The 24572-nt window shown below is 64.9% G+C and carries 23 protein-coding genes, 1 tRNA gene and 2 pseudogenes; 14 read left to right on the top strand and 12 right to left on the bottom strand.

The genetic code is table 11. The features are described 5' to 3' along the window. The first annotated feature begins 6 nt into the window (after nt 1-6). On the top strand, nt 7-1431 hold the full coding sequence (gene cysS, locus ACUY2Y_RS08085) for a cysteine--tRNA ligase (RefSeq protein ID WP_448325583.1): 1425 nt from the start codon (nt 7-9) through the stop codon (nt 1429-1431). Nucleotides 1432-1434: 3 nt separating this feature from the next. Beyond that, nucleotides 1435-2376 (top strand): 23S rRNA (guanosine(2251)-2'-O)-methyltransferase RlmB, encoded by a 942-nt coding sequence (gene rlmB, locus ACUY2Y_RS08080; RefSeq protein ID WP_448325581.1) that lies wholly within the window; start codon nt 1435-1437, stop codon nt 2374-2376. Here the strand turns inward: rlmB and ACUY2Y_RS08075 are convergent. Beyond that, nucleotides 2373-3209, bottom strand: coding sequence for an alpha/beta hydrolase family esterase (locus ACUY2Y_RS08075; RefSeq protein WP_448325580.1), 837 nt, complete (start codon nt 3207-3209; stop codon nt 2373-2375). The two genes, rlmB and ACUY2Y_RS08075, sit on opposite strands and share 4 nt — an antisense overlap. Nucleotides 3210-3227: 18 nt before the next feature. Here ACUY2Y_RS08075 and ACUY2Y_RS08070 point away from each other — a divergent pair, with 18 nt between their 5' ends. Next, nucleotides 3228-4331: a LacI family DNA-binding transcriptional regulator gene (locus tag ACUY2Y_RS08070; RefSeq protein ID WP_448325578.1), complete on the top strand. Its 1104-nt coding sequence runs from the start codon at nt 3228-3230 to the stop codon at nt 4329-4331. On the opposite strand, the gene otsB is transcribed toward ACUY2Y_RS08070, so the two are convergent. Genes otsB through thrE form a run of 5 tightly spaced genes read right to left on the bottom strand, consistent with a single transcriptional unit; the run spans nt 4291 to nt 8908 of the window. After that, nucleotides 4291-5067 (bottom strand): trehalose-phosphatase, encoded by a 777-nt coding sequence (otsB, locus tag ACUY2Y_RS08065; protein ID WP_448325575.1) that lies wholly within the window; start codon nt 5065-5067, stop codon nt 4291-4293. The genes ACUY2Y_RS08070 and otsB overlap by 41 nt on opposite strands. Beyond that, nucleotides 5064-5501, bottom strand: a complete 438-nt coding sequence (locus ACUY2Y_RS08060; RefSeq protein WP_448325573.1) for a hypothetical protein — start codon at nt 5499-5501, stop codon at nt 5064-5066. The genes otsB and ACUY2Y_RS08060 overlap by 4 nt, the downstream gene beginning before the upstream one ends. After that, nucleotides 5498-6820 (bottom strand): alpha,alpha-trehalose-phosphate synthase (UDP-forming), encoded by a 1323-nt coding sequence (locus ACUY2Y_RS08055; RefSeq protein ID WP_448325571.1) that lies wholly within the window; start codon nt 6818-6820, stop codon nt 5498-5500. The genes ACUY2Y_RS08060 and ACUY2Y_RS08055 overlap by 4 nt, the downstream gene beginning before the upstream one ends. Continuing rightward, the gene (locus tag ACUY2Y_RS08050; RefSeq protein ID WP_448325569.1) at nt 6810-7238 is read right to left on the bottom strand and encodes a histone; all 429 of its coding nucleotides are present in this window, start codon (nt 7236-7238) and stop codon (nt 6810-6812) included. The genes ACUY2Y_RS08055 and ACUY2Y_RS08050 overlap by 11 nt, the downstream gene beginning before the upstream one ends. A 47-nt stretch (nt 7239-7285) precedes the next feature. Then, nucleotides 7286-8908, bottom strand: a complete 1623-nt coding sequence (gene thrE / locus ACUY2Y_RS08045) for a threonine/serine exporter ThrE (protein WP_448325688.1) — start codon at nt 8906-8908, stop codon at nt 7286-7288. Between the two features lie 121 nt (nt 8909-9029). Between thrE and ACUY2Y_RS08040 the strand changes: the two genes are divergently transcribed. From ACUY2Y_RS08040 to ACUY2Y_RS08030, 3 genes are all read left to right on the top strand, one after another. Beyond that, nucleotides 9030-9102 (top strand) — tRNA-Thr (locus tag ACUY2Y_RS08040). A gap of 224 nt (nt 9103-9326) precedes the next feature. Further along, the gene (locus ACUY2Y_RS08035) at nt 9327-10040 is read left to right on the top strand and encodes a response regulator transcription factor (protein WP_448325567.1); all 714 of its coding nucleotides are present in this window, start codon (nt 9327-9329) and stop codon (nt 10038-10040) included. A 44-nt stretch (nt 10041-10084) separates the two neighbouring features. After that, the gene (locus ACUY2Y_RS08030; RefSeq protein WP_448325565.1) at nt 10085-11512 is read left to right on the top strand and encodes a sensor histidine kinase; all 1428 of its coding nucleotides are present in this window, start codon (nt 10085-10087) and stop codon (nt 11510-11512) included. On the opposite strand, the gene ACUY2Y_RS08025 is transcribed toward ACUY2Y_RS08030, so the two are convergent. Then, the gene (locus ACUY2Y_RS08025) at nt 11509-11934 is read right to left on the bottom strand and encodes an HIT family protein (RefSeq protein WP_296149292.1); all 426 of its coding nucleotides are present in this window, start codon (nt 11932-11934) and stop codon (nt 11509-11511) included. The two genes, ACUY2Y_RS08030 and ACUY2Y_RS08025, sit on opposite strands and share 4 nt — an antisense overlap. Nucleotides 11935-11965: 31 nt before the next feature. Between ACUY2Y_RS08025 and purD the strand changes: the two genes are divergently transcribed. Together purD and purB are read left to right on the top strand one after the other, a co-directional pair. Then, entirely contained in the window at nt 11966-13258 is a 1293-nt protein-coding gene (gene purD / locus ACUY2Y_RS08020) for a phosphoribosylamine--glycine ligase (protein ID WP_448325563.1), read from the top strand. Between the two features lie 197 nt (nt 13259-13455). Next, nucleotides 13456-14898 carry an adenylosuccinate lyase gene (purB, locus tag ACUY2Y_RS08015; protein ID WP_448325562.1) on the top strand — a complete coding sequence of 481 codons (1443 nt, stop codon included), beginning with the start codon at nt 13456-13458 and terminating at the stop codon, nt 14896-14898. A 61-nt stretch (nt 14899-14959) separates the two neighbouring features. On the opposite strand, the gene ACUY2Y_RS08010 is transcribed toward purB, so the two are convergent. Then, a complete protein-coding gene (locus tag ACUY2Y_RS08010) occupies nt 14960-15706 on the bottom strand; it encodes a hypothetical protein (protein ID WP_448325560.1) in 747 nt (248 codons plus the stop codon). Between the two features lie 91 nt (nt 15707-15797). Between ACUY2Y_RS08010 and ACUY2Y_RS08005 the strand changes: the two genes are divergently transcribed. Genes ACUY2Y_RS08005 through ACUY2Y_RS07995 form a run of 3 tightly spaced genes read left to right on the top strand, consistent with a single transcriptional unit; the run spans nt 15798 to nt 19552 of the window. Further along, nucleotides 15798-16673: a phosphoribosylaminoimidazolesuccinocarboxamide synthase gene (locus ACUY2Y_RS08005; protein ID WP_296148223.1), complete on the top strand. Its 876-nt coding sequence runs from the start codon at nt 15798-15800 to the stop codon at nt 16671-16673. Nucleotides 16674-16699: 26 nt separating this feature from the next. Beyond that, entirely contained in the window at nt 16700-18835 is a 2136-nt protein-coding gene (locus tag ACUY2Y_RS08000; protein WP_448325558.1) for a S9 family peptidase, read from the top strand. Nucleotides 18836-18877: 42 nt separating this feature from the next. Beyond that, nucleotides 18878-19552 carry a DUF2334 domain-containing protein gene (locus ACUY2Y_RS07995; RefSeq protein ID WP_448325556.1) on the top strand — a complete coding sequence of 225 codons (675 nt, stop codon included), beginning with the start codon at nt 18878-18880 and terminating at the stop codon, nt 19550-19552. 103 nt (nt 19553-19655) lie between these two features. Here ACUY2Y_RS07995 and ACUY2Y_RS07990 read toward each other — a convergent pair whose 3' ends face one another. The 4 genes and pseudogenes from ACUY2Y_RS07990 to ACUY2Y_RS07975 form a co-directional block, all read right to left on the bottom strand. Further along, complete coding sequence (locus ACUY2Y_RS07990) at nt 19656-19874, bottom strand: hypothetical protein (protein WP_108871150.1); 219 nt, start codon at nt 19872-19874, stop codon at nt 19656-19658. Nucleotides 19875-20036: 162 nt separating this feature from the next. Continuing rightward, nucleotides 20037-20441, bottom strand: a pseudogene (locus ACUY2Y_RS07985) (ATP-binding cassette domain-containing protein); the annotation flags it as partial. An 8-nt stretch (nt 20442-20449) separates the two neighbouring features. Beyond that, a pseudogene (locus ACUY2Y_RS07980) lies at nt 20450-20581 on the bottom strand (metal ABC transporter permease); the annotation flags it as partial. Next, nucleotides 20544-21077, bottom strand: coding sequence for a metal ABC transporter solute-binding protein, Zn/Mn family (locus ACUY2Y_RS07975; protein ID WP_259902641.1), 534 nt, complete (start codon nt 21075-21077; stop codon nt 20544-20546). The gene ACUY2Y_RS07975 and the pseudogene ACUY2Y_RS07980, both read right to left, overlap by 38 nt. 191 nt (nt 21078-21268) lie before the next feature. Between ACUY2Y_RS07975 and purS the strand changes: the two genes are divergently transcribed. From purS to purL, 3 genes are read left to right on the top strand one after another with little or no spacing between them, the layout of a single operon-like run. Then, nucleotides 21269-21511: a phosphoribosylformylglycinamidine synthase subunit PurS gene (purS, locus tag ACUY2Y_RS07970; protein ID WP_210574370.1), complete on the top strand. Its 243-nt coding sequence runs from the start codon at nt 21269-21271 to the stop codon at nt 21509-21511. Nucleotides 21512-21514: 3 nt separating this feature from the next. Then, nucleotides 21515-22195, top strand: coding sequence for a phosphoribosylformylglycinamidine synthase subunit PurQ (gene purQ / locus ACUY2Y_RS07965; RefSeq protein WP_448325553.1), 681 nt, complete (start codon nt 21515-21517; stop codon nt 22193-22195). Continuing rightward, the gene (gene purL / locus ACUY2Y_RS07960) at nt 22192-24549 is read left to right on the top strand and encodes a phosphoribosylformylglycinamidine synthase subunit PurL (protein ID WP_448325551.1); all 2358 of its coding nucleotides are present in this window, start codon (nt 22192-22194) and stop codon (nt 24547-24549) included. Before purQ ends, purL begins: the two co-directional genes overlap by 4 nt. Nucleotides 24550-24572 lie beyond the last annotated feature (23 nt).

Below are 24572 nucleotides of genomic sequence, written 5' to 3'. Positions count from 1 at the left end.
GCGGTTGTGACTCAACGCATTTTCGACACCGCGACCCGCACTCTCCGCGATTTTGAGCCTGTCCGGAAGGGACATGTCTCGATGTACGTGTGCGGTGCGACGCCGCAGTCTTCGCCGCACATCGGGCACCTGCGGTCGGGCGTGGCGTTCGATATCGTGCGCCGTTGGTTCGAGGCGAACGGGCAGGATGTCGCGTTCGTGCGCAACGTGACGGATATCGACGACAAGATTCTCACCAAGGCCGCCGACAACGGCCGCCCGTGGTGGGAGTGGGTGTCCACGTACGAGCGCGAGTTCACGCGCGCGTACAACACGCTGGGTGTGCTGCCGCCGAGCGTGGAGCCGCGCGCGACGGGGTTCGTGACGCAGATGGTCGACTACATGCAGCGCTTGATGGACAACGGCTTCGCGTACGCGGCGGACGGTTCCGTCTACTTCGACGTCGCCGCGTGGGTCGCGGCGGAGGGGTCGGATTACGGTTCGCTGTCGGGCAACCGCGTCGAGGAGATGGAGCAGGGCGAGACGGACAACCGCGGCAAGCGCGGGGCGCACGATTTCGCGTTGTGGAAAGCGGCGAAGCCGGGTGAGCCGAGCTGGCCGACGCCGTGGGGCGACGGGCGTCCGGGCTGGCACTTGGAGTGCTCGGCGATGTCGACGTGGTACCTCGGGGGGACCTTCGACATTCACGGCGGCGGGCTCGACCTGCAGTTCCCGCACCACGAGAACGAGCAGGCGCAGTCCCACGCCGCGGGCGATGGTTTCGCGCGCTACTGGATGCACAACCACTGGGTGACCATGGCGGGCGAGAAGATGTCGAAGTCGCTGGGCAATGTGCTCAGCATCGACAACATGCTGGAGGACGTCCGCCCGGTCGAGTTGCGCTACTACCTCGGTTCCGCGCATTACCGCAGCGTGCTCGAGTATTCGCCGGCTGCTTTGCAGGAAGCGGCAGTTGCTTATCGACGAATCGAGGACCTCATCACCCGCACCTCCGCCACCGGCCCCGTTGAGCTGGGGCAGTGGACCCCTGCTTTCGAGGCCGCAATGAACGAGGACTTTGGCGTGCCCAAGGCGCTGGCTGAAATCCACACCACTGTCCGCACCGCGAATAAGGCTCTGGCGGACGGTGACGCGGAGCGTGCGCGTGAGCTTGCGGGTTCCGTGCGCGCGATGACGGCGGTGCTGGGCGTCGACCCGGTCGAGTGGGTTACGCGCGGCGGGGTCGGTGCTGGTGGCGAGGGCTCCGCCGATTCCGCCGGCGCGCAGGAAGCCCTCGATGTGCTTGTCCGTGCGGAGCTCGAGCGCCGCGCGCAAGCCCGCGCCGACAAGGACTGGGCCACCGCTGACGAGGTGCGCGACCGTCTCTCTGCCGCAGGCATTGAAGTCACTGACACCGCTGACGGTGCGACGTGGGAGCTGAAGGGAAAATAAATCATGGCTAAGCCGTACGAACGCCCCGATAAGCAGAAGCGGAATAAGAAGGGTTCCACTAAGGGATCGGGTGGTCAGCGCCGCCGCGGTCTCGCCGGTAAAGGTCCGACCCCGAAGGCGGAGGACCGCGTCTACCACTCCGCGCACAAGAAGAAGCTGGAGCGGCAGCGCCGCGACTCTGGCCGTCATGAGCGCGAGCAGGCGGACCTGGTGGTCGGCCGTAACCCGGTGATCGAGTGTCTGCAGGCAAAAGTGCCGGCGGAAGCGCTGATCGTGGCGCAGGGAACGGGCCACGACGACCGTCTCAGCGAAGCGGTCCTCATCGCGAATACCCGGCAGATCCCGGTGCATGAGGTGCCGCGCCGGGAGCTCGACACCATGACCGGCAACGGTCTGCATCAGGGCATCGGCCTGAAGATCCAGCCGTACAAGTACGCGGATGTCTTCGACCTCATCGCATCGGTGACGGAGCGCAACCAGACCGGCATGTTCGTGGTGCTCGACAACATCACGGACCCGCGCAACCTCGGCGCGGTGATCCGCTCGACGGCGGCGTTTGGCGGCCACGGCGTCATCATTCCGGAGCGCCGATCCGCGCAGGTCACAGGTGTCGCATGGCGCACGTCGGCGGGCACCGCTGCGCGCCTTCCGGTCGCCCGCGCGACCAATATCACGCGCACGATCAAGCAGTTCAAGGACAACGGCTACATGGTCGTCGGCTTGGATGCGGGCGGGGAGCACACCCTGGACACCTTCCACGCGGCGACGGACCCGGTGGTCATCGTCGTGGGCTCCGAGGGCAAGGGCATTTCCCGGCTCGTGCGGGAAAATTGCGACGTCATCATGTCTATTCCCACCGAAGACTGGGTGGAGTCGCTCAACGCGTCCGTCGCAGCAGGCGTTGTGCTCAGCGAGTTCGCGCGTCAGCGGCGCGTCGAGAGCTAAAGCCCAAAGAACTTAACGACGAGCTCCGCCCCCACCACCTTGTCCGTCCCCGGCCCGATTTTCTCGTCGAGCTGCTTGGGACTCGGGACGAGGTGACCCATGCCCTCGATGGACCACAGCTCGACGCTCGCGGACTGCGCGGGCGAGCCGGGCACACCAGGACCGAAGCGGTCGACGCGCACACCGTCGCCTGACCCCGAGGTGTGGTGCGCCGGATTCAGCCCGTTGAGCGCGGCGAAAAAGCGCGCGGAATCAATGGCGGAGCGGGCAGTTCCGCGGTTGGCTTTGCCGATGCCGGAATGCCCGCCCTCGTACGGAACGAGGGGATCAGCGGTGCCTTGAACGCACAGGACAGGCACGGGAACCCAGTCGGGAAGAAGCGCAGCCATCTCCGGCAGCAAGTTGTCGTCGGTGGGCCACGCAGACCCGAAGCAGGCGATGCCGTCGAGCATGCCGGGGCGCTCGAGCGCGAGACGTTGAATCATCGCGCCGCCGTTGGAGAATCCGCATCCGATCACGGGGCCGCGGGAGGTGGGGAGGAGGGAGGAGAGGAAGGAGGAGTCGTCGATAAGCAATTGGCGTGCTTTTTCCTGGAAGCCGACGCGGTGGTCGTTGAAATGCCTCTCGACGCCGTCAGGGTAGATCACGATGCAGCCCCAGTCCGCGAGCGCGTCGAATGTGTTGCCCGTGAAGCGGCGCGCGACGCTGCCGGACTGGAGCGAGCCGTGCAGGAAGAGGATCACGGGCGCATCTGGCGCGGGGTCGTCGGGGAGCACTTCGGTGAAGCGGCGCTGCATGCCGTCGTGCTCGATGGTGCGGCGGTTCACAATCACGCTGTATAGGGTAGTCACATGGCGCAAAGACGGGGCACGCTGGCATCGATCGCGGCGGAGGTGGGCGTGTCCCGCACGACAGTGTCGAATGCGTACAACCACCCCGACCAGCTGTCGCCCGAGCTGCGCGAGCGCATTCTGGCGGCGGCGCGGGCGCGTGGCTACGCGGGGCCGGACCCGACGGCGCGCAGCTTGCGCACTCGCCAGGCGGGGGCCGTCGGCGTGATCCTCACTGAGCACCTCGCGTACGCGTTCGAGGACCAGGCATCGATCGACTTCCTCGCGGGTTTGAGCGAGAGTTCCGCTGGCGCGGGCAACGCGCTCACCCTCATCCCGCTCGGCCCCAGCCAAGGCACGGGCATCAGCCCACTTGTCGCGAGCGCGCTTGTCGACGCCTTCGTCGTCTACTCCGTCCCCCAATCCGAACCCCACCTGGATGCTGTCCTCGCCCGCGGCGTGCCCGTCGTGGTGTGCGATCAGCCGTACCCGGCAGACGGCGGCGCGTATGTGGGCATCGACGATGCAGACGCGATCAAGCCTGCGGCGCGTGCCCTGGTCGAGGCGGGGCACCGCCACGTCGGGATCGTGGGCAAGCGACTGTTTTGCGACGAGTCCCGCGAAGGCGCCGTCACCCCGGCCGAAGTCGCCGACGCGGACATGCACGTTCAGCGAGGCCGCATCCAGGGGGCGCTGGAGGTTTTCACGGAGGCGGGGATCGGGAAGGTGCCCATCGTGACGCGTCATTTCAACGACCACGCCTCAGCCGTCGACGCCGCACGCTCGCTTTTCGACGCCTCCCCCCATCTCACCGCCGTCCTCTGCACCACCGACTCCATGGCCCTCGGCGTCCTGGATTACTGCGCTTCCGCTGGCCTGGACGTGCCGGGGGATGTGTCTGTCACCGGTTTCGACGGCGTCGAGCAAGCCCTCGCCCGGGACCTGACCACGGTGGTGCAGCCCAATAAACAAAAGGGCGAGACCGTGGGGCGGGTACTCACCGAGCTGATTGAGGCCGCCGCGCAGGACTCTCATCCGGCTGCGCAGGCCCAACGTGGCCCGCAGGTTCTCCTCCCGACCGAATTCAGGCCTGGGCGGACTGTCGCGCCGCGGCGAGAGCGGTGAGGAAGTTCGCGACCTCTGCAACCGAGCCGAGCTGGTAATTCGCGGCGGTGTCGGTGGGGCTGCTGGGGCGCTGGACTTTGATGCCGATATCAGTGCCAGCAGTGTCGAGCACCGCGAGGGCGGTCTCGTCGGTCACGTCGTCGCCGGCGAAGAGCGTCGCGGTGTAGCGGGTCTTCTCGGCGGCGAGCCAGGTCCCTTTGGTGGTGTCGATGGCGGAGAATTCCACGACATTGTGTCCGGGGGTCACGGGGCGGCCGCCGGTGGGCAGGGTGAGGGCCTGCTGGAGAAGCGAAGCGGCAGTCTCAGGATCGGTTTCGGCGAGGGCAGCGACGTGAAGGACTCGTTGGTAGGGCTTGGATTCGACGAAGGGGGTGGGGTGGGCGTCGATAAGCTGCTCGAGTTCGGCCTGGATTGCGTCGAGGTACGCGCGGTCGTCGGCGCTGAGTGCGGGGCCGCCGCTGGTGGGCTCGGCTCCATGCGAGCCGACGAGCGCGACGGGCGGGCCGAGCGGGCAGACGTGGCGCAGGCCGTCCAGGTGGCGGCCGGAGAGGATGGCGACGCTGGTGCCCGGCAGCCCCGCGAGCGTTTGCAGCGCGTCGATCGCGCGCGGGTCCGGCGTGACGGCGTACGCGTCGGGGCGAAGTTCGCAGATGGTGCCGTCGAAATCCATGCAGATGAGCAGCGTTTCGGCGTGGGCGAGGTACGCGAGCGCGTCATGCGGGTCGGGGAGCGTCATTGCGCGACCAACTTGATGGTGGGACGGTCGAGGGCATCGCTGCGGAGCTTGAGCGTGATCACGTCGTCGGTGAGGTGCGTGACGTCGAATTCGGCACCTTCGGTGAGCAGCGCGGTGAGTTGGTCGTGGACGCGGCGGGAGCCGCCGATGCAGTCTTCGCGGACATCGCCGACGCGCACGCCTTTGAGGCGCACGACGCCGTCGTCGATCGAGGCACCGGCTTGCAGCGGGGCGCATGCGGTGCGCGCGGTGAGCGATTCGGCGCCGAAGACGACGAGCGCGCGTCCGGCGGCGTCAGCTGGCACCGCGCCGGGGACGTTGGGGTCGGTGTAGACGGCGGTGACTTCCCACGTGCGGCCGCCCAAGACATGGTCGGGTTCGGCTGAGCATCCGGCGAGCAGCAGGCACGCGGCGATGGCGAGTGCGCGTTTCATCGTTTGACCTCCCGCAGCGCGTCGAGAAAGGAATCAGCCCAGCGCGTGACGTCGTGTTCCATGACGTGCGCGTGCATAGCCAGCATCGCATCGCGGGCTTCAAGGCTATTTTGCTTATCGACGGCTCCCACGATCGCCCCCTTCACCGCCTCCACGTCGAAGGGGTTGCACAGGTGCGCGCGGTCGAGTTCTTCGGCAACGCCGGCGAATTCGGACAAGACGAGTGCGCCACTGCCGTCGGGGTGGCAGGCGACATATTCTTTGGCCACGAGATTCATGCCGTCCTTGAACGGCGTGACCAGCATGATATCGGCGGCGGAATAGTAGTCCCGCAGTTTCGACTTGGGGACCGAGTGGTGCTCGTAGTGCACGACGGGGTTGCCGAGTGAACCGTAGCGGCCGTTGATGCGCCCGACAGCTTCCTCCACTCCGGCGCGGGTCTTCTTGTAACTGGCGATGCGCTCTCGCGACGGCGTCGCCACCTGGATCATGGCGACGGAGTCGAGTCGGCCCTCCTCGAGGAGCTCCTCGATCGCGGTGAGACGCTGCAGGATGCCTTTGGTGTAGTCGAGGCGGTCCACCCCCAGCATCAGGGTGCGGGGGTTGGCGACAGAGCCGCGGACCTTGTCGATCGCCGCGTCGTCGGAGCGCCCGAACTCGGAGGTGTCGATGGAGATGGGAAAGGTGCCGGTACGGGGCGTCGATAAGCTGCTTGTGGTGGCGATGTCCCGGAAGTTCTGCTCATCGCGTGCGCGCTGAAACCCGATGAGATCGGCGCCTTCGAGTCCGCGTAGCACCTCGTCGCGCCACGGCAACTGGCGGAAGAGATCCGAGCCGGGGAACGGAATGTGCAGGAAGAAGCCGATGGTCACATCGGAGCGCAGCTTATGCAACAGCCCTGGGACGAGCTGGAGCTGGTAGTCCTGCACCCACACCGTCGCGCCAACCGCAGCGACCTTCGCCGCCTCGCGCGCGAATTTCTCGTTCACCGAACGGTACCGCTGCCACCAGTGTCGATGATAAGCCGGCGTGACAATCAGGTCGTGGTACAGCGGCCACAAAGTGGAGTTGGAGAAGCCTTCGTAGAAGAGGTGAAAGTCATCGTCGTCAAGCTGAACTGGGTGGAGCGTGATGCCGTCGTTGTCGAACGGCTCGAAGCTCGCGTTCGGTGCCCCGGGCCAGCCCACCCAGCAGCCCTGGTTCGCCTTGAGTACGGGCGCGAGTGCCGCGACGAGTCCGCCCGGCGATGCCACCCACCGCCCGTCGACGTGATCGACCGGGAGGCGGTTCGCGACGACGACGAACTGGTTATCCCTCATCGCTGGTGGTCTTCTTGGCAGCCTTCTTCGTCGTCTTCTTGGTGGTCTTCTTCGCTGCCTTCTTGGCGGTCTTCTTCGTCGACTTCTTCTTCGCTGCCTTCTTGGCGGTCTTCTTGGTCGACTTCTTCTTCGACGCCTTCTTGGTGGACTTCTTCTTCGTGGCCTTCTTCTTCGCTGCCTTCTTGGCCGTGGAGCCTTCCTCCTCAGCCTCCGCGATCTCCGCCTCGAAGTCCTCAGCGAAGCGCTTGTACACCAAGCCCTGCGGCTCGATGCCGAGCATGCACATGAGCGTCACACCGTCGACAAGATCGTCCGCGTACGTGGCCACGATGCGGCGTGCGCCAGAAGCCGTCTGCTCCTCGACCGTGTGGACGGCTGCATCCGGGTTGGGGCGGCTGTCGGTGATCTTTGGGGGCACGAAAAACCTCCTGGGGTCTTGCCGGGCGGTGAACAGATTTGACCCGTTTATTCTACGCCATCGCCGCCTGTGCTGGGCGGGGTGGCCGGGTTCTGCTTCGGGTGCTTCTTTGCCAGGGGATTTTTGATCGGCATGTGCATCTTGGGCACGGGCTTCTTCGGATGCTTCTTGGCGGGCTTTTGCGGAGCCTGCTTTTTAGCCAGTTCCTTCTTCGCCTGGTTGCGGGCGATCTGCTCGGCGCGGCGACGCATTGCGGCTTGCTCCGCGCGGCGGATCTGCTGGAAGGTGATGCGGCCCGCGGCGCGGAAGGCATTGTAGGGGTTGAACATCTGCGGGCGGCGGATGCGGCGGGCGATCCACTCGCCGAGGACCACTCCGCCGGCGAGCGCCATACACGTGCTCACAGCCGTGAAGATATTGTTCAGACCCAGCACGGTCTGGTCGTTGAGCAGGGCGTACATGCCGCGGTACACGCCGGAACCCGGCAGGAAGGGGGTGACGCCGGCGACTTCCACGATCAAAGGGGCGATCAAGTAGCGGCGGGCAATCAAACCACCGGCGAGACCGACCATGATCGCGCACAGCGCGGTCGCGAGGAGGCGGCCGGAGCCGAAAGGAATCAGAACCGCGTAGTAGGCGAAACCGCCGAAAAAGGCGGTCGCGGCAGTCGCGATGATGGCGGGGACCTCCGCATACACCGCCAGAGCGAAACCAGCTGCGGCGAACACACCGCCGAGGCTGCGCACGATGGCGGAGCCGTACGTCGGGGTCGGTGGCTGCGTCTCAATCGGGGGAAGGCCAGCGCCGAATAAGTCGGCGATCTGAATGCCGCCGGCCACGCCGGCGATGATCGCGCCGGTGAACAACACCGCCTGGAAGAAGCGGCCGCTGGCGGTGACGGGGGAGCCGGTCACACCGTCCTGAAGTGACTGGACCAGCGTCAAACCGGCCAGCAGGACGATAATGCCGGTGGCGATGACCTGGCTGGGCACGATCGTGGTGCCCGCGCGGGATGCCAACGAATAGAACACCGCAGCCGGAACCGTGGCCATGAAGCCGCCGACGACGCAGTGGTAAAAATACGGCAGTTCGTTTTTGCCCATCCACGCGTTGATCACGGTGATCAACGATGCGGTCACGGCGCCCAGAACCGACATGAGCAGGTCGCCGCCGAGCAGAATCGCGATGGACGCACCCATGATCGCCCAACCGGCAATGGACACCCACTTCGGGTACGGCGGGGCGGCAGCATCGAGCTCGTCGAGAATCTTCTCCGCGATTTCCGGCGGCGTCGCACCTGCACGGATGGAGCGGATCAGGCGGTCGACCTCCTGGAGCTTGGAGAAATTTTCCGACATGTCCGTGACCACACGGAACACGTTCAACGGCTGCTTGCGTACGGTGCCGATCACGGAATTGATCGTGATCGTGTTCATCGTGATGTCCACATGGCAGTAGTGCAGACCGTACGAGGACGTGACGGCGTGAATCTGCGCCTTCGCATCCGAACTGGTCGTGCCATTGGCGATGAGGATCTCGCCGACGCGCGCGCCGATCGTCATCACAGCCGCGACCTGGGTGGGGTCTGTCAGATCGACAGGTGCCAGGACTGAAGGCGGCGGAGACGTGCGCGCCTGGTCGATGGTCGCGACCGGGTTATCGGTGCGCATCGACTCACGCATACTCTTGAACAGCGGTGCCACACCGTCACACTATCCGCCCGTGCTGTGTGGTGCGAGGAAAGGCCCCTTTTGTGGACAGGGCAGATCTGCTTGTAGAATCTCGCGCAGTGCTGGAGTGGCGCAATCGGTAGCGCAACGGTCTTGTAAACCGTAGGTTGCGAGTTCAAGTCTCGTCTCCAGCTCAAAGGGAACCCCGGTCAGGCTCGTTGTCTGGCTGGGGTTTTCACGTTCGCGGACGAGGGGGGCGGCGGCGCTAGCCAATGTTGGAGGAACTCCCCCGGCAAGCCGAAACAGAGGTACAGTCGGCATTCAGGAAACGTTCAGTCTCCGCTTGTTAAATAGGTCATTCACGCGTGGTGTGCTTTTTGGAAGCGTGCCACCACATTCAACGAAGAAAGAGACTGCCATGGCTGATACGCCTACTCCGCAAAACGTCAAGGTGCTCGTTGTCGATGATGAGCCGAATATTGTCGAGCTGCTCACGGTGTCCCTGAAGTTCCAGGGTTTCGATGTTGAGGCTGCGGAGTCCGGCCAGGAGGCGCTGAAGATGGCGCGCGAGCTGAAGCCGGACGCCTACATCCTCGATGTGATGATGCCGGGGATGGACGGTTTCGAGCTGCTGGGCAAGCTGCGCGGCGAAGGCCTCGACGCGCCGGTGCTGTTCCTCACCGCGAAGGACGGGGTGGAGGACCGGATCCACGGTCTGACCATCGGCGCGGATGATTATGTGACGAAGCCGTTCTCGCTCGAGGAGGTCATCACGCGTCTGCGCGTCATTCTGCGCCGCGGCAATGTCGCCGAGGGGGAGACGGAAGATGCGACGATCCGTTACGCAGATTTGACGCTTAACGACGAAACGCATGAGGTCACCAAGGCCGGCCAGATCGTCGAGCTGTCGCCGACGGAGTTCAATCTCCTCCGCTACCTGATGCTGAATGCCGAGGTGGTGCTGTCCAAGGCGAAGATTTTGGACAACGTGTGGCACTACGATTTCGGCGGCGACGGCAACGTCGTGGAGTCCTACATCTCGTACCTGCGTCGCAAGGTGGACACGGGTGATACGCCGCTGATTCACACCGTCCGCGGCGTGGGCTACGTGCTGCGTACCCCGCGCCAGTAATGGCGTCGCCGAGATTGGAGCCAGCCCCGGCGAAGCTCAGCCGCTTGGTCAGGAACCGTGTGCCCACGTTGCGCGTGCGCACACGGTTGTTGATCATTCTCATGGTGATCTCGGGGCTGGGACTGACGGGCATGTCGGTCGCGGTGTGGGGTCTCACCCGGGACCAGACGTACGAGCGGGTGGACAAGGACCTCCGCAGAGGCCTGACGACGTGGGCTCTAAGCCCCGAGATCCGCCAATCCTCCCCGGATACGTATTTGCCCAGTCAGTTCATTCTCATGACGGCTGTGCCGGGGCATCCTCCGCGCATCGACAATATCGGCGGGTGCTATCCGCGGCTGTCTGAGCTGGTTTTCGACCGCCGCCCCCGGACCGTCGGCGCGGAGTGCATCATCGACCAGAAGGAAGGCCTGAAATTCCGGGTCATTGCTATTCAGGCTCCTGATGGAACATCGACTGTGGTGGCCAAGTCGCTCGAGCAGGAGAGCGGGATGCTGGAGTCGCTGGCGGCGGTGTTGGCGTCGATAAGCTTGCTTGTTTTGGCGATGATGGGCGTTGCCGGAACCTTCTTTGTGCGCCGTGCGCTGCTGCCGCTGAAGGATCTGGAGTACACCGCTTTGGCGATCGCCGACGGAAATATTGATTCCCGTGCTCCCGCGTGGCCGCGCGACACCGAATTCGGGCGCCTGTCGTACGCGATGAACACGATGGTCAGCCAGCTGCAAGAGACGCTTGATGAATCCCGGGCGAAAGAGGAGCAGATGCGCCGTTTCGTCGGCGACGCGTCCCATGAGCTGCGCACGCCGCTGACCAGTGTCCGCGGCTACACCGAGCTGTACCGCGCTGGCGTGACCGACGACGCTGACATGGTCTTGAGCAAGATCGATGAAGAATCCGCGCGCATGAAACTCCTCGTCGAAGATCTGCTGGCGCTCACTCGCGCCGAAGGCTCCCGCCTTGAGATGCGCACTGTCGATGTTCTCGAACTCGTGCTGTCCGTGAGTAGCTCCGCGCACGCCGCATTTCCCGGGCGGACCCTTGAAGTCGAGAACGCCGCCGCCGATATTCCCGTGGTCTCCGGCGATCCCGACCGCCTCCACCAGGTGCTGATCAACCTGGTCACCAACGCTTTCAAGCATGCCGGTGAGGATGCTGCCGTGCAGATCACCATCCGCGAATACCTCGACAATGTCTACATCGACGTCACCGATAACGGCTGCGGCTTGGCCCCCGAGGACGCCGACCATATCTTCGAGCGCTTCTACCGCGCCGATTCCTCGCGCAATCGCTCGAAGAGTTCCGGCGGCTCTGGGCTGGGCCTTGCGATCACCAAATCCATCGTCGAGCAGCACGGTGGCGCGATCACGGTGCGATCCGTGCTTGGCGAAGGCTCCAAATTCACCGTCAGCCTCCCGCGCCTGGAGAGCGCCGCCGGGAACAGCGGCGCTGAGGAGCCGTCGAGCGAGGCCTAGCTGCGGCGGCCATCTTCGCCGGTGCCGAGCTCCGCGCGGAGCTTTTCGGCGGCGGCGTCCATTTCTGCCGGGTCGGTGTCGTCGACACGCATGATGTTCTGCAGGCTGTAGCCCGACATGTCGTTGGCGGGGAAGACGTGAATGTGCGCGTGCGGGACCTCGAAACCTGCGATGAGGTAGCCGGCGCGCTGCGAACCGAATGCCTTGATCACGGCATTGCCGATCTCCTGCGCGACCTCGTTGGCGTGCAGCCAGATCTCCGGCTCGAGGTCCGTCCACTTGTCCACCTCGGCGACCGGAACCACGAGGGTGTGGCCGTACGCGACTGGCTCGATGGTCAAAAATGCGGCGACGGTCTCGTCGCGGTAGATGAAGCGGCCGGGGATCTCCCCGTTGATGATCTTGGTGAAGACTGTGCTCATGCCCGCCAAGGGTAGCGATACTATGGGCCGCATGCGCATCCTTGTGATCGGTTCGGGCGGCCGCGAACACGCCCTAGTTCATGCACTGAACGGCAATGCTGGTGCTGCTGGCGCTGGCGCGGATGAGCACGAGCTGCACGTCGCGCCGGGCAACGCCGGCATCGCGGGTCTGGCTACGCAGCACGCGCTGGACGTGACCGACGGGGCCGCTACGGTGGCGCTGGCTCGTGAAATCGGGGCGGATCTCGTGGTCATCGGACCGGAGCAGCCGCTCGTCGCAGGCGTCGCCGACGCCCTGCGTGAGGCCGACATCGCCGTGTTCGGCCCGTCGAAGGCGGCTGCGGCGCTCGAGGGATCCAAGGCGTTCGCGAAGGACGTCATGGCTGCGGCTGGTGTGCGCACCGCCGATGCCCGGCAGGTGACGGACGCCGCGGACATCGATGCCGCTCTTGACGCTTTCGGCCCCACGTACGTGGTCAAAGACGACGGTCTGGCCGGCGGCAAGGGCGTCGTGGTCACTCCGGACCGCGCCGCCGCGCGTGAGCACGCGGAGGCGGTATTGGCGGCCGGCAACCCCGTGCTTTTCGAGTCCTTCCTGGAAGGCCCCGAAGTCTCCCTGTTCTGCCTCGTCGACGGTGAGACCGTCGTACCCCTGCTGCCCGCCCAGGACCACAAGCGCGCCTACGACAACGATGAAGGCCCCAACACCGGCGGCATGGGCGCCTATACGCCGCTGCCGTGGCTGCCGGCGGGCGGGGTGCAGCGCATTGTCGACGAAGTCGTCGCGCCCGTCGCCGCCGAGATGGTTCGCCGCGGTACCCCGTATTCCGGTCTGCTGTACGCCGGTCTGGCGTGGGGTGCTAAAGGCCCGGCCGTCGTCGAGTTCAATGCCCGCTTCGGCGACCCGGAGACGCAGGCTGTTCTCGCGCTGCTGGAGATTCCGCTGGCAGAGGTTCTCCACGCCACGGCCACCGGCACCCTGCACGAGCTCGAGCCGCTGGCATGGCGCGACGGTTACGCGGTCACTGTCGTTCTCGCGGCAGACGGCTACCCGGCCAGCCCGCGCAAGGGCGACGCGATCACGGCACCGGGCACGCTTCTCGACGATCCCGCCAACGTCCTCCACGCCGGCACCTCTAGCGAAGGCACCGGCTACGTGTCCGCAGGCGGCCGCGTCCTCAACGTCATCGGTACTGGCGCGAGCCTGGAAGAGGCGGTGACCTTGGCCTACGAGACCATCGGGAAGATCGAACTGGACGGTTCCTTTTACCGCCGCGATATCGCTCGCCCGGCGATCGACGGCCAGATCTCGGTGGGCAGCTAGCTCCGCATCCGGGCCGCGGTCTCAGGCCGACGGCACGTGCACCCGGACCAGGGCAGCGAGGGGTCTGGATTTAGACGACAAATTCACCGCGGCAACAAAAATTGACCTGGGGTTTTGCCGGCGAGAGCGGCGCGAAGTCAATCGATATCCAGCAGCCCCCGGAAGACCCAGCCCCGTCCCCGGGACGACGTGCGATAATGGGGCGCGTGACTGACACGAAACCCCGTAATGCGAATGTCCTGTCCAACCGCTACGCGTCTGCCGAGATGGCGACGTTGTGGAGCGCGGAGCACAAGATCATCCTGGAGCGCCAGCTGTGGATCGCGGTGATGCGGGCGCAGCGTGACTTGGGAATCGATATCCCGGAGGAAGCGATCGCGGCCTACGAGAAGGTCGTGGACCAGGTGGATCTGGACTCCATTGCCGAACGCGAGCGGGTGACCCGCCACGACGTGAAGGCGCGCATTGAGGAGTTCAACGCGCTGGCGGGCCACGAGCACATCCATAAGGGGATGACCAGCCGCGACCTGACCGAGAATGTCGAGCAGCTGCAGATTTACCGCTCGCTGGAGCTGGTGCGCGGGCGCGCGGTGGCGGTGCTCAACGCCATCGGCAACCGGGCAGGCGAGTACCGCTCCCTGGTCATGGCAGGTCGCTCCCACAACGTGGCAGCGCAGGCGACGACACTGGGTAAGCGTTTCGCGTCGGCAGCTGATGAGATTCTGGTGGCGCTCGACCGTGTCGAGGACTTGCTGGGCCGCTACCCGCTGCGCGGCATCAAGGGCCCGATGGGCACGGCGCAGGACATGCTCGACCTAGTCGGCGGGGATGAGGCGAAGCTGAATCAGCTGGAGCAGGCCATCGCGAAGCACTTGGGCTTCCAGCGCATCTTCGACTCCGTGGGGCAGGTCTACCCGCGTTCGTTGGACTTCGATGCCGTCTCCGCGCTGGTGCAGCTGGGCGCCGGCCCGTCGAGCCTCGCCACCACGATCCGCCTGATGGCCGGCAACGAGACCGTGACGGAGGGCTTCAAGGAAGGCCAGGTCGGCTCGTCTGCGATGCCGCACAAGATGAACGCCCGCTCCTGCGAGCGCGTCGGCGGCTTCCAGGTGATTCTGCGTGGCTACCTCACCATGGTGGGAGATCTTTCCGGCCAGCAGTGGAATGAGGGCGACGTGTTCTGCTCGGTGGTGCGCCGTGTCGCGCTGCCGGATGCGTTCTTCGCCATCGACGGCATGATGGAGACATTCCTCACGGTGCTCGCGGAATTCGGTGCGTTCCCGGCGATGATCAACCGCGAACTGGACCGCTACCTGCCGTTCTTGGCCACCACGCGCATCCTCATGGCGAGCGTGCGCGCAGGTGTGGGCCGCGAGACGGCGCACGAGGTGATCAAGGAGCACGCCGTGGCGATGGCCTTGGATATGCGCGAAAACGGTGCCGAACAGAACCTGGTGCAGCGTCTCGCCGGCGACGACCGTCTGCCGCTCGACCAGCAGCAGCTCCAAAAAGCGCTGAAGGACCGCCACGCGTTTATCGGTGCGGCGGAGTCGCAGGTGGACAATGTTCTGGACCGTATCCAGGTGTGGGCAGAGAAATACCCCGAGGCGGCTGGGTACACCCCGGGGGAGATTCTGTAGTTAGGGCACGAGGGGGAAGGGGGAGCTCCTCCTCGTGCCCCCAATCAGGGAGGTAGCAGAGCTACTCGAAGTAGATTTCGTTTTCTGGGTATGCGGAATTTGGTTTGCCGGACACGAGTTTGATGCCGGTGGGGTCGATGCCGCCGTCGCTCTTTTCGGTGAAGCCGATGGCTGCGAGCTTGTATTCCTTGCCTTCCTCCAGGTCCGCAGTGCTTTCAGGAAGTTCCTCGGAGTCGTGGATGCCACAGAGCAACTCTGCGCTGCCGGCGATGTAGTTCGCGTTGCGTCCGCCGTCGCCGATCGGACGCAGCCTCGGAGCAAGTACGACTTCGCGTTCCTCCGCGTCGGGGCCGATGCCGAGGTATTTGAAGGTGGCGGTGAAGCACTTGAATCCGCTGTAGTCGTGGTCGGTTAGCTGTCCAGCGGCGATTTCTTCGATTTCTTCGACGGATTTCTCTTCCGGAGGGGCGACGGTGACTTCGAAGTAGGCCGGAGAATCGGTGGTGTGACTCGGGAGGATAATGCTGGCGGTGTCACCGAGTTTCAGCCGGGAGTCGGCCTTCGTGGGGGAGAAGCCGTCGGGTGCCCCTGGGGTCTCGACGTCGCTGTCAGAAGAATCCGAAGATTCGTCGTCCTTGCCGGCTGAATCACCGGAGGAGTCGGAGCCGTCGGTGGCCACGGTGTTTTCTGCTGCTTCGTCGTTGGAGTCGTTCGACGACGTGTCGGAGCAGGCGCTGAGGGTGAGAGCCGACGCGGTCAGGACGGACAGGAGTGCGGTTGTGTTCAACTTCTGGGTGAATTTGGACATAGTGAGCAGGGTAACTAAAAAGGTGGCGTGTGTCGCGACTTTCAGTGATGGTGCTGAGCCGTGCGAGAGAGTCGGGACTATAGTCTCACGCATGCGTCCAGAGCTTTCTGACTACAACCATCTTTCCGCCGGCAAGGTCCGTGAGATCTACGGGATCGACGACGACACCTTGCTGATGGTGGCCACCGACCGCATTTCCGCATTCGATTACGCACTTGAGCCGGAGATCCCGGACAAGGGCAAGATCCTCACCTACACCAGTGAATTCTTCTTCGATCTGCTCGACGAGTTCCCGAACCACCTCGCGGGCCCACTCGACGATGAGCGGATCCCGGAGGAGGTCCTCGGCTCCGCCTTCGTGGTGAAGAAGCTCGACATGATCCCGTTCGAGTGCGTGGCCCGTGGCTACCTGACAGGCTCGGGCAGGAAGGAATACGACAGCAACGGCGCAGTTTGCGGTGTCACCCTGCCAGAAGGGCTGCGGGAAGCATCGAAGTTGCCGGAGCCGATTTTCACCCCTGCCACGAAGGCGGAGCAGGGGGAGCACGATGAGAATGTGCGGTTTGAGTACGTCGTCAAGCATGTCGGCGAGGAGCTCGCGGAGAAGATGCGCGCAACGACGCTGGAGATCTACTCGCGAGCCGCGGAATACGCGGAGTCGCGCGGGATCATTCTGGCGGACACGAAGCTCGAGTTCGGTCTAGACAAGGACGGCACGCTGGTCCTCGCGGATGAGGTGCTGACGCCGGATTCGTCGCGCTACTGGCCTGCGGATTCGTACGAGGAGGGCAAGAGCCAGCCGAGCTTCGACAAGCAGTTCGTGCGCAATTGGCTCACCGGCCCGAAGTCGGGCTGGGATCCGAAGGAGGGGACGCCGCCGCCGGAGCTTCCGGGCTCTGTCGTGGAGGCCACGCGCGACCGCTACATCGAGGCGTACGAGCGTCTGTCGGGCCGTAAGTTCGCTTAAGCGCGCGGGCGCTACCATCGGTGGGCATGAGTGAAACGCCCACAGCACCTGTAGCAGCGAAGCACCCGATCACGCGCACGTTCCACGGCCGCGAGTTTGTGGATGATTATGAGTGGTTGCGCGATAAAGAGTCGCCGGAAACGCTCGCGTATCTCGAGGCAGAGAATGAGTACACGAAGCAGCAGACGGCGCACCTCGACGGCCTGACGGACGCGATTTACAACGAGATCAAGTCGCGTGTGAAGGAGACGGATATGTCCGTCCCGCAACGCCAGGGCGACTGGTGGTACTACGGCCGCACGGAGGAGGGCAAGAGCTACGGAATCAGCTGCCGCGTGCCCGTCGCGGACGGGAGTGATCCGTGGGTGCCACCGACGCTGCCCGAGGACGGTTCCGGTTTGCCGGGCGAGCAGGTTCTGCTCGATTTCAATGCGCTCGCTAAGGGGCACGAGTTCTTCTCGGTGGGCGCGTCGAGCGTGAGCACGTCGGGCCGCTACCTCGCGTTTTCCACAGATACGCAGGGCGACGAGCGCTTCGATCTCAAGGTCAAGGATCTCGAGACGGAGCAATTGCTTGACGACGAGATCCCCGGCATCTTCTACGGCGCCACCTGGGCCGGTGAGGACCACATCTTCTATATCCGCGTCGACGATGCATGGCGCCCGCACCAGGTGTGGCGCCACAAGCTCGGCACCAATGCCGCGGACGACGTGCTCGTCTACGAAGAGACCGACGAGAAATTCGGCGTTGGCGTGGCGGCGGAGCGTTCCGAGCGCTACGTCCTCATCGTCTCTGCGTCGTCGCTGACCACCGAGTACCGGGTGCTGCCCATGGACGACCCGGAGGGTGAATTCGGGGTGCTCTGGCCCCGTGAGCCGGGCGTGGAGTACAACGTCGACCTTGCCGTCCTCGAGCAGGACGGCAAGGAAGAAGAACGGTGGGTCGTCACCCACAACGCGCACGGCCCGAATTCCTCGGTGGGCGTCTGCGCGGCAGGCGCGGAGCTTCCGCCGTTGCGCGAACTGACGGAGCTCATGCCGCACAGCGACGAGGTGCGCATCGAAGGCACGGATTCCTACCGCGACTTCATTTTCGCAGCTTATCGACGCGGCGGGATCGGCCGCCTCGCCGTCGCCGACCTGACGGGAGGCGAATTCGGCGACTTCCGTGAGCTGGAATTCGACGAGGAGCTCTACACCGCAGGTCTCGCCGGCAACCCGGAGTGGGATGCTCCGGTGGTGCGGATCAGCTACACCTCATTCACCCAGCCGGCGCAGGTGCTCGACTACCGCGTCGCCACCGGCGAGCTCACACTGCTCAAGGAGCAGGAAGTCCGCGGCGGCTACAACCCGCAAGACTACGTCGCCGAGCGCATGTGGGCCATGGCCGATGACGGGACCAAGGTGCCGATGTCGGTGGTCCGGCGGGCAGATGTGGACGTCGATAAGCCTGCTCCTTGCTTGCTCTACGGGTACGGTTCCTACGAAGCGTCGACGGATCCTGGCTTTTCGGTGGCGCGGCTGAGCTTGCTCGACCGCGGCATGGTGTGGGTGTGTGCGCACGTGCGCGGCGGCGGCGAAATGGGGCGCCTGTGGTACGACAACGGCAAGATGCTGACGAAGAAGAATACGTTCAGCGACTTCGTGGCCTGCGCCGATGAGCTTATCGACGCTGGCCTCACCACCCCTTCCATGCTCGTTGCCGAGGGCGGGTCCGCCGGTGGCCTGCTCATGGGAGCTGTGGCGAATCTCGCGCCTGAGAAATTCGCCGGCATCCAGGCGATCGTGCCGTTCGTCGACCCCCTGACCTCGATTTTGAAGCCGGAACTCCCGCTGACTGTCGGCGAATGGGAGGAATGGGGCGACCCGTATCATGACCCTGAGGTCTACGACTACATGGCCACGTACGCGCCGTACGAGAATGTCGAAGCGAAGGATTACCCGAATATTCTCGCGGTGACCAGCATCAACGACACCCGGGTGCTGTACGTGGAGCCGGCGAAGTGGATCGCGAAGCTGCGGGCGACCGCGACCGGCGGGCAGTTCCTGCTCAAGACCGAGATGGCCGCTGGTCACGGCGGTGTTTCCGGCCGCTACGCGAAGTGGAAGCAGACCGCGTTCGAGTACGCGTGGACGCTGGATACAGCGGGCGCGGTGGGGTAGCTCGCCGAGCGGGCGCTATGCCCTAGAAGTAAGATGTAGGCCATGTCCCGTCACTTGCTCGTCTCCGTTTCCTCGATTTTCGATGAGACACGCAAGGATGTGCAGAAGCTCGTGGCCGACCTGGAAAAGGAAGGCATTTCGGTGTCGCTGCTGGTGGCCCCGCACATCGACAAGAAGTGGCACCTGGCTAAGGACGATAAGACCCGTGGCTGGCTTAAGGACCAGATGGATGCTGGCCGTGGTCTCATCCTCAACGGCTTCGACCAGCCTGTTCAGGGCCGCCGCGCAGAATTCGCCAACCTGGAAGCCCACGAGGCGAAGTTGCGTCTCAAGGGCGCGACGCGACAAATGGAAAAGCTCGGCTTCGATCTCGACACGTTCGCCCCGCCGCGCTGGCGCATGTCAGAGGGCACCTTGGAAGCGCTGCGCACATTCGATTTCCGCCTCGCAGCGTCTACCCAGGGCATCCACTTCCTGCGGACCGGTCAGATCGTCTATTCGCGCAACCTCTCCGTCGGCGAGGGCTTCGGCGCCGCAGGGTGGTGGCGCCGGAATATCATCGACGCCGCTGTCCGCAGCGCCAAGCGCGGCAATACCGTCCGTCTTTCCGTCTCCGGTAGGAACCTATCGAAGAAGAAAGTCCGCGATGATTTCATCGCTGCCGCCGTCGCCGCGGCTGGCGAAGGTCTTGAACCGGTGAACTACCGGGACCTCTAGCGCGTTCCGCCCACGCGGCGGCGCTGTAGCCCGCCGATCACGCGGCACACCAGGTAGATACGACCCCCGAGCCTCCGCAGCACCTGACAGAGCAGGATGGAACTCACACGGTGGTGTCGTCGGTGCGCGAGCGCTTTCCGGTGTCGCGGCGCCAGAAGTAGATGACGACGAGTGCGACGATGATGAGGATGCCGGCACCGAGGAGCTGCCGCCAAAGCTCTTCACCGGCGATGCCGAAGAACATGCTGACGACGGCGATGCCGATGACGATGAGAACGACGATCCATGCTGCGTTCTTCGTGGAGTAGGGACTCTTGGCCATGGTCGAACCTTTTGAACGAGGGGAGCGGTACATGCCTGCCGGGATCACATGCCCGAACCGGGCGATACCTGCAATTTCCGTCACGGTCAGATTACACCCGGGCTTTGCGGGCAGCACCGCCGCGAGAGTGAACAGCGGGCGAACTCAACCGGGCGGATCGCTTCATCGATCAGCGCCGGCGTCGGTCGACTCGCTCACCAGCCGACGGTAGAGATCGTTCTCGCGCATGAGTGAATCATGATCCCCGAACGCCCCGACCCGGCCGTCCTCGAGGACGATGCTTCGATCGGCGAGGGTGAACGCGGAAGGACGATGTGCCACCATCACGACCGACATCCGCGTGCTCAGCTCGCGCAGCATGAGGCAGATCGACCGTTCAGCTTCGCTGTCGAGTGCGGCAGTGCTCTCGTCGAGGAGCAAGAGGGATGGTCCTCGAAGCAGGCCCCGCGCAATGGCCAATCGCTGGCGCTGGCCGCCGGACAGCGCACTTCCCCGATACCCCACATCGTCCGCGGGTTCGACGTGCTGATCTTTGAGGCCGACAGCGTCGAGCACCTTCACAAGGGACTCATCGCTTACCTCTTCGGGATCAGTGTGATGAACGCGACGAACACGCTCACCGGTACACCTGGAGCCAGGGAAAGAATCATGCCGCCGACCGCGGAGACCTCAGCGAACACGACTGCCCAGACAACAGCGCGCACTGGGCGGTGCCGCGATCGACTCGGTCATCGCGATGTGCGTGTGCGGTAACGCCGCGAGCTTCTCTTCCACTGCGCCCATTCGCTTATCGACGTCCTCCGTCGATCCCCCGACCTTCTCCTTCACCGCGGCCGCGACTTCCTTCACCTTTTCGGGCGAGAACCAGGCGTGCTCGAGCTCGTTCGGATCGTCGGGGATGCCGTGGGAGTGATCGTGGCCGTGTCCCTCGTGCTCGTGGCCTTCGTGGCCGTGCTCGCCGTGCTCGTGCCCCTCATGATCATGGCCCTCCTCCCCATGCTCATGGGCATGCTTGTGGGCCTCGGCTTCTTCTTTGCTTATGAGGGGGACGGCGTGGATGATGCGGTCTTGCTCGGCGACGGTGTAGAGGCTGGCGTCGTAGGGGCCGCCGTTGGCGACGAGGGTGCCGGCTTCGCGGACGCGGGCAAGGTCCTTGGCGGAAGGCTCGAAGTGGTGGGGGTCGATGTCGGTGCCGTTGATCACGGCTTCGAGGTGGCCGGACGGTGAAGATGACGAGTCTGCATAGAGGACATCTAACCAGTAATGAAAACTGTTTTCAACGCGCAGCAGGGGTCGTGGGCGATGCGCGAAGGTCGCCGCGGGGAGAGGGAGTGGTTGGGCGGTCCGATATACTGACGGGCGTCTTCAGACCGTCAAGACTGTGAAGGATTCTCATGGCACGAGTCGTTGTAAATGTCATGCCCAAGGCCGAAATTCTGGATCCGCAAGGACAGGCTGTGCACCGAGCGCTGGGGCGCATCGGGGTGAACGGGGTGACGGATGTTCGTCAAGGCAAGCGCTTCGAATTGGAGGTCGCCGATTCGGTCACGGACGAGGAGTTGCAGCGCGTCGCTGAGACGCTGCTGACCAACACCGTGATCGAGGACTTCGTCATCGTGCGCGAAGAGGAGGCGTAAAAGATGGCAGCGACCATCGGGGTGATCACATTCCCCGGCACGCTTGACGACGTTGATGCGCTGCGCGCCGTCCGCCTCGCCGGGGCGGAGCCGAAGTTTCTTTGGCATGCGGACGAGGACTTGACCGGCGTTGACGCCGTCATCGTCCCGGGCGGTTTCTCCTACGGCGACTACCTGCGCTCCGGCGCGATTGCGGCGATGGCGCCGATGATGAAGGCCGTCGTGGAAGCCGCTGGCAAGGGCATGCCGGTGCTGGGCATCTGCAACGGCTTCCAGATCCTCACGGAAGCAGGACTGCTGCCGGGTGCGCTGACCCGCAATAAGGGCCTGCACTTTCACTGCACCGACACCTATCTTGAAGTCGCCAACGCTGAGACGGCGTGGACGAGCGAATTCGAGGAAGGGCAGAAGATCCTCGTGCCGGCCAAGCACGGGGAGGGCAGGTTCCAGGCGGAGCAGGGGACCGTCGAGAAGCTTGAAGCGGAAGGCCGCGTGGTCTTCCGTTACACCGATAATTTCAATGGCTCCATGAACGGCATCGCGGGCGTGACCAGCGAGAACCGTCGTGTCGTGGGGCTCATGCCGCACCCGGAGCACGCCATTGACCTGCTCACCGGGCCGTCCACCGATGGTCTGGGGCTGATCCAGTCCGCCATCGCCGAAATCTCGAAGATCGGAGCGTGATTCGCGTGAGCGAACAGGAAAAGAACCCGCTCGTGCACAACGACACCGTCGAGGCTGCGAAGGCGACGCCGGAGCAGGAACAGCCGTATGCCGCGCTGGGCCTGAAGGACGACGAGTACGCCCGAATCCGCGAGATTCTGGGCCGCCGTCCGACGGACGCGGAGCTGACGGTCTACTCGGTGATGTGGTCGGAGCACTGCTCCTACAAGTCCTCGAAGGTGCACCTGCGCTATTTCGGCGAGACCATGACTGAGGAGATGGCCTCGAAGATTCTCGCTGGCATCGGCGAGAATGCCGGCGTGGTGGATATCGGCGGCGGCGACGCGGTGACGTTCCGCGTCGAGTCGCACAACCACCCCTCCTACGTGGAGCCGTACCAGGGCGCGGCGACCGGTGTCGGCGGCATTGTCCGCGACATCATGGCCATGGGCGCGCGCCCGATCGCCGTGATGGACCAGCTGCGCTTCGGTCCGGCTGACGCGGGCGACACCAAGCGCGTGCTGCCCGGCGTCGTCGCGGGCATCGGCGGCTACGGCAACTCGCTCGGTCTGCCGAATATCGGCGGCGAGACCTCGTTCGACGCCACCTACGCGGGCAACCCGCTGGTCAACGCATTGTGCGTGGGCACGCTGAAGGTCGAGGACCTGAAGCTGGCATTCGCCTCCGGCACGGGCAACAAGGTCATGCTCTTCGGCTCCCGCACGGGCCTCGACGGTATCGGCGGCGTGTCCGTCCTGGCGTCGGAGACCTTCGAGGAGGGCGCGGAGCGCAAGCTGCCGGCCGTCCAGGTCGGCGACCCGTTCGCGGAGAAGGTCCTCATCGAATGCTGCCTGGAGCTCTACGGCGCCAATGTGGTCGTCGGCATCCAGGACCTCGGCGGCGCGGGCCTGGCCTGCGCGACCTCCGAGCTCGCCGCAGCGGGCGACGGCGGCATGCGCGTCAACCTCGACGCCGTCCCGCTGCGCGCGGAGAATATGTCCGCCGCGGAGATCCTCGCCTCCGAGTCCCAGGAGCGCATGTGCGCTGTCGTGGCTCCGGAAAACGTCGAGAAATTCAAGGAAATCTGCGCCAAGTGGGACGTCAACTGCGCAGAGATTGGCGAGGTCACCGACGAGAACGACCGTCTGGTCATCGAGCACAATGGCGAAATCGTCCTCGATGCACCGCCGTCGACGATCGCCGACGAAGCACCGGTCTACGAGCGCCCGTGGGAGCGCCCGGAGTGGCAGGACGGGGTGCAGGAAGCGGTGGACGTCGATAAGCCTGCGGATGTCGCTGACGCGTGGCTGAAGCTCGTCGCGTCCCCCGCGCTGTGCTCGCGCGACTGGATCACGGAGCAGTACGACCGCTACGTGCGCGGCAACACCGTCCAAGCGCGCCACGCGGATTCGGGCGTTTTGCGTATCGACGAAACCTCCGGCCGCGGCGTGTCCGTCTCCGCTGACGCATCCGGCCGCTACACGTACCTGGACCCGAATATGGGCGCGCGCCTCGCACTTGCTGAGGCCTACCGCAATGTCGCAGTGACCGGTGCCCGCCCCGTCGCTGTGACCAACTGCCTGAACTTCGGCTCCCCGGAGAACCCCGACGTGATGTGGCAGTTCCGCGAAGCTGTCCACGGGCTTGCCGACGGCTCCCGCGAGCTGAATATCCCCGTCTCCGGCGGCAATGTCTCGTTCTACAACCAGACGGGCGAGACCCCGATTCTGCCCACGCCTGTGGTCGGTGTGCTCGGTGTCATCGACGATGTCGCGCATTCCGTGAGCCACCGCGTGGTCAACAACGAGGACCCTGATGTGCTCGTTCTCCTCGGCGAGACGCGCGACGAATTCGGCGGCTCCGTCTGGCAGGACATCTCCGGCGCTGGGCTTGCGGGCCTTCCGCCGCAGGTGGACCTGGCTAACGAGGCGAAGCTCGCGGACTTCTTCTGCGGCTCGGCAGAGGCACCTGCGGAATCTTCCGGTGCGTCTGCCGGACTCACCGCCGCGCACGACCTGTCTGAGGGCGGCCTCGGCCAGGCGGTGTTCGAGATGCTCAAGGACACTGAGAAGGGCGCTGAACTCGACCTTTCGGCTGTTCACGAGGACGCGTTCACCGCGCTGTTCTCCGAGTCCGCTTCCCGCGTGCTCGTGGCGTGCAGCTCCGACCGCGTCGACCGCGTTGTCGCCGACGCTGTCGAGCTCGGCATCCCGGCTGCCGTCATCGGCACGACGAATATGAGCGGCGAGATCACCTTTGCTGAGGGCACCCCCGGCGCCGGCCAGTCCGTCGGCATGGAGGCGCTGCGCACTGCGTGGGCGGGCACCCTGCCGGGGCTGTTCGCGCACGCCGACGCGCCGAACGCAGCAGTCTAGACACCTGCTTACGCGCAAAGCGC

Source organism: Corynebacterium sp. 20-84, assembly GCF_053479455.1.
This window is presented reverse-complemented; position numbering and strand designations above follow the sequence as displayed.

What these genes read in the sequence shown, in the direction of transcription:
- ACUY2Y_RS08010 (WP_448325560.1), bottom strand. Translation starts at nt 15,706, where the DNA reads ATGTCCAAATTCACCCAGAAGTTGAACACAACCGCACTCCTGTCCGTC.
- purS (WP_210574370.1), top strand. Translation starts at nt 21,269, where the DNA reads ATGGCACGAGTCGTTGTAAATGTCATGCCCAAGGCCGAAATTCTGGAT.
- ACUY2Y_RS08035 (WP_448325567.1), top strand. Translation starts at nt 9,327, where the DNA reads ATGGCTGATACGCCTACTCCGCAAAACGTCAAGGTGCTCGTTGTCGAT.
- ACUY2Y_RS08055 (WP_448325571.1), bottom strand. Translation starts at nt 6,820, where the DNA reads ATGAGGGATAACCAGTTCGTCGTCGTCGCGAACCGCCTCCCGGTCGAT.
- ACUY2Y_RS08070 (WP_448325578.1), top strand. Translation starts at nt 3,228, where the DNA reads ATGGCGCAAAGACGGGGCACGCTGGCATCGATCGCGGCGGAGGTGGGC.
- ACUY2Y_RS07990 (WP_108871150.1), bottom strand. Translation starts at nt 19,874, where the DNA reads ATGGCCAAGAGTCCCTACTCCACGAAGAACGCAGCATGGATCGTCGTT.
- purQ (WP_448325553.1), top strand. Translation starts at nt 21,515, where the DNA reads ATGGCAGCGACCATCGGGGTGATCACATTCCCCGGCACGCTTGACGAC.
- ACUY2Y_RS08060 (WP_448325573.1), bottom strand. Translation starts at nt 5,501, where the DNA reads ATGAAACGCGCACTCGCCATCGCCGCGTGCCTGCTGCTCGCCGGATGC.
- ACUY2Y_RS08005 (WP_296148223.1), top strand. Translation starts at nt 15,798, where the DNA reads ATGCGTCCAGAGCTTTCTGACTACAACCATCTTTCCGCCGGCAAGGTC.
- thrE (WP_448325688.1), bottom strand. Translation starts at nt 8,908, where the DNA reads ATGCGCACCGATAACCCGGTCGCGACCATCGACCAGGCGCGCACGTCT.
- ACUY2Y_RS07995 (WP_448325556.1), top strand. Translation starts at nt 18,878, where the DNA reads ATGTCCCGTCACTTGCTCGTCTCCGTTTCCTCGATTTTCGATGAGACA.
- ACUY2Y_RS08025 (WP_296149292.1), bottom strand. Translation starts at nt 11,934, where the DNA reads ATGAGCACAGTCTTCACCAAGATCATCAACGGGGAGATCCCCGGCCGC.
- purD (WP_448325563.1), top strand. Translation starts at nt 11,966, where the DNA reads ATGCGCATCCTTGTGATCGGTTCGGGCGGCCGCGAACACGCCCTAGTT.
- purB (WP_448325562.1), top strand. Translation starts at nt 13,456, where the DNA reads ATGGGGCGCGTGACTGACACGAAACCCCGTAATGCGAATGTCCTGTCC.
- ACUY2Y_RS08000 (WP_448325558.1), top strand. Translation starts at nt 16,700, where the DNA reads ATGAGTGAAACGCCCACAGCACCTGTAGCAGCGAAGCACCCGATCACG.
- rlmB (WP_448325581.1), top strand. Translation starts at nt 1,435, where the DNA reads ATGGCTAAGCCGTACGAACGCCCCGATAAGCAGAAGCGGAATAAGAAG.
- otsB (WP_448325575.1), bottom strand. Translation starts at nt 5,067, where the DNA reads ATGACGCTCCCCGACCCGCATGACGCGCTCGCGTACCTCGCCCACGCC.